We start from the raw sequence: 3,414 nt of genomic DNA on the forward strand, positions 1-3,414 counted from the left end.
TCACTACAATTACCACCGACCGCATTCAACACGCGGAGGACGACCGCCCGCCGCTTACCGCCGGCATCGCGTAACTAACGTCCGTGCCTCGTACAGCTAGTACGCGCTCGACGGATGAACGTTCGGTGGGATCTGGGCGGACCGTCGGATCGGCGATCGTGCCCGGGTCGGGATCAAAGGGGTCGAACTCCGGGGGTCCGGGCTGGGTCGGCGCACCGGGAGTCTCGGGATCGACCGGAATGCCGCCCGGGTTGACCGGATCGACGGCCGGTTGCTCGCCAGGTTCGGGAACCGAAGGTTGTTCGGGGTCAACTAATCCAGGTGTGGTGGTACCGGGGTCTACTGGTGGTTCGAAACCCGGATCCGACGGTGTTGCCGGATCGCCTGAATCCGGCTCGCTGGAGGGATCTTGCGGCTGGGTCGGATCGTGATCACCAGGCAGACGCGGTACAGGCCGCGGTGTGGGCCTCCGAGGCGGCGGCTTCGCGGCAGGTCCGGCCGGCCCGGGCTGGGCGTGGCCGGGAGTGTCCTGCTCACGCGCTGGGGGCAGCTTCACGAACGGAGAAAGGACAGTGCGAAGAAGTGCCTGATCCTGCGGAGAAAGCAGAGCCATAGCCTTCACAAGCACTTCGGCGAGATTCACCCCGGCCTCGAGCGCCCATTCCTCGAGACTTTCCATGCGGCCGAACAGTTCCGAATCCCCCAGACCCACACCTGCAAGTATCTGCGCGAACAAAGCTGCGATTCCAGCGGTGAGCATGAGCCCGGCTTCGGCTGCACTGAAGATGCCGCCGATGATCGGAATTCCTGCCAATTCTGCTTGGGGTGTGTCGGTTTCGTTCGGTGTAGCGGGCGCTGGGTCGATGGATGGGGATGTCCCGGCACCTGGTCCGTCCCCGCCGATGTCCTCGGCCGGCGACTGCTGCGGGATCTGCTCCGGCACTTGCGCCGGAGCCTGCTCAGGGACTTGCGCCGGTGCCTGCTCAGGGACTTGTGGTTCGGGCTCGACCGCGGGTGGGACTGGTGGTTGAGTGGGTATCGGTTTCTGGACTGGTGGATTGGGGGCCTTGTGGCCTTCGACCTGCGGTGTCTCGTTCCAATGTGGACCGTCATCTGAGCGGGTGCCGTCGTCCTCACCGGAGATTTTGGTCGGGCGCGCCGGAGCAGAGGATTTCTTGCCGCTCTGTGTGCGATCCTGCGGGTCCGCCAAAATCGGATACAGCACGTTCTCGATACCCGTGGTGTCGACGACCTGCACGAGTTGCCCGTCCCGGATCTCGTAATGCGTCGGGATGGGTGTGCCGTTGGCGTCGTACGCCCACGGGGCATCGATTGTCGAGACCGGATTCCCGTCGGCGTCGAAGACGGTGACCGTGCCATCGGGGTTGACACTCATGTGACCGCCGGGCGGCACCGTCACCGGAATCACGGATTCGTGCGACGACGTTTCGTCGTGGATCAGGAAGAAGAACCGGCTTCCGCCGGTGATCGGATCGAACACCCGCAACGAGGACTGCCCGCCAGGTGCGTACGCAGTCAACGGCGACGCGACAGTCCCGACCGCCTGGGAGAGTACTGATTCGGGCGTGCGGGGGCTGAAAGGTCCCGGCCGCCCGCGCACTCCGATACCCGCAGCGGTGAACGCTGCAGCGCCGATCAGGGCGAGTTCGAGATACCGGTCACGGCCCGAGTCCTCCCCGGCGGTGGAAACATCTGTTGCCGGGTCCGGAACCGTTTGGGCCGGTGCGATATTCGAATCCGAATCCGCGGGGATCGGTCCGGGACCACGATCGGTGGTGGTTCCCTCACCCGGGGTGGGTGTGGGTGAGGGAACCGCTGATGCCGATGCATTGGGGAATGCACCGACACCAGTTTCCGAGGCCGAGGCCTCGGAAGCAATGGGCGGAACCTCGATCGTCGGAACCGGGACGATGGGGGTGCCGTTGTAGGTGGGAAAGTTCGTCGGAGCATTGGCCCCGACATTCGGGCCACCGCCTGGAGCTTGCGCACCGGGGAGCCCGACGGTGGTCGTCGGCGCAGCCGTCGCCGTCGTGGACGGCGCGCTCAGGCACGGGTTGATGATCTCTGGCGGGATGGGTGCGCCAGGTGGCAGCGACGCAATGAGATTCAGGTAGATCTGATGATCACGTGCCCGCACCGCCGCGCAGTCTTCTTCCGGCGTCGCGTTCGCCGGAGCGGCGGAGAGTGCAATTCCCGCACCGATCGCTCCGGCCGCTCCGGTCAACAGCGCCCCAGCGGCAAGCACTCCCGCGAGAGTCCGGCGAAGTCGTCTACCGGACTTCACCGGTGCGCACCACGATTGTCACTCTTCTTCGTTCGGAGTAGCGCGATGAGTTTGTCTGCGCCCCACCAGAACAACCGTCCGGAGATCGACATCCACAAGAAGAATGCCAGGTAAACCAGGATCGTCCCGTAGTCGTTCGCCCAGCCGGCAAGCTTCCCGATCACCGCGAATGCCGCGATCAGCAACCCCAGTCCGACTGCCGTAGCGATCACAGCCTTGGAAAAAGGACTGAGTTCGCTGTCCGGATCCCAGTCATCAACGTCTGCAACGTCTTTACTATCGACGGCAGTGGATTCCGACTGGACACTGCGGCGTTCGGCGTTGTTGACGGTCATGGCTGGAACTCCAAACAGGAAGGGAGAGCGGGGACAACGGGTCGCCGGCGTTCGGCCTGGTATCAGTTCCAGTACTGCTCCGTCAGCACTATGTGCCCCTCACTGGCGGGGTGATTCGGGTCGGAGACAAAGACATTGGCATGCCCACCACGCGCGGCTGCTTCACCGAGCACAGCTCCTTCGAGGGCGTCGACCTTGCCATCGGTAACAGTTATCGCGGAACCAGGCGCCAACCAGACCCCCCTCAGCGAACCTGGAACGATGTTCGCAATCGCATCAGGAATCGGGCTCGCCGCCAGCGCCGCCGTTTCGGCGTTCGAAAGTGAAAGTCCGATCCGGCCATGTTCCGGTTGCACGATCGGAGTTGCAGCAGATGCCACGCCGGCGCCGAGAACACCGATCAGGGCGATACCTGCGCTGAGGGTTCCGGCAGTGGCCAAGGTACGAATCTTCATGATTTCTCCTTTGTGAGCGTGATGAGTAACCACCCCGGGACGGGACGGATCAGGAATTGCTCGCCAGCAGCGCCGGCGAAGTCTGCGTGGGTTAGAGCCAGGTGGGATCGGAGTACACGAACAACGTGTTATCCGACGTTGCCGTCGACACCGAGAGTTGTGCGTACGAGCGGATCGTCACCGGCCCCATGCACGCATCAACCTTCACGTGCACGTTCTCCGCGGTGATCGACGCCTTCGACGACTCGAGATCCTTCTTCCCCAACGGAATCGTCGTGATCGTGCCCGGCGCAATCGTCGACTGAATACTCGGATTCAC

The 3,414-nt window shown here is 63.7% G+C and carries 4 protein-coding genes; all 4 read right to left on the reverse strand.

Going from position 1 to position 3,414, the window contains the following annotated elements:
• Positions 1-25 precede the first annotated feature (25 nt).
• Positions 26-2,266, reverse strand: coding sequence for a hypothetical protein (locus tag ACZ3J7_RS40895; RefSeq protein ID WP_399114564.1), 2,241 nt, complete (start codon positions 2,264-2,266; stop codon positions 26-28).
• A 35-nt stretch (positions 2,267-2,301) separates the two neighbouring features.
• Positions 2,302-2,640 carry a hypothetical protein gene (locus tag ACZ3J7_RS40900; protein WP_298776609.1) on the reverse strand — a complete coding sequence of 113 codons (339 nt, stop codon included), beginning with the start codon at positions 2,638-2,640 and terminating at the stop codon, positions 2,302-2,304.
• A gap of 62 nt (positions 2,641-2,702) precedes the next feature.
• Positions 2,703-3,095: a hypothetical protein gene (locus ACZ3J7_RS40905; protein WP_296553195.1), complete on the reverse strand. Its 393-nt coding sequence runs from the start codon at positions 3,093-3,095 to the stop codon at positions 2,703-2,705.
• Positions 3,096-3,186: 91 nt separating this feature from the next.
• Positions 3,187-3,414, reverse strand: a 228-nt coding sequence (locus ACZ3J7_RS40910; protein ID WP_353799063.1) for an MspA family porin, incomplete at its 5' end; no start/stop codon positions are given.

It is taken from the genome of Kitasatospora sp. NPDC015121 (assembly GCF_055562955.1).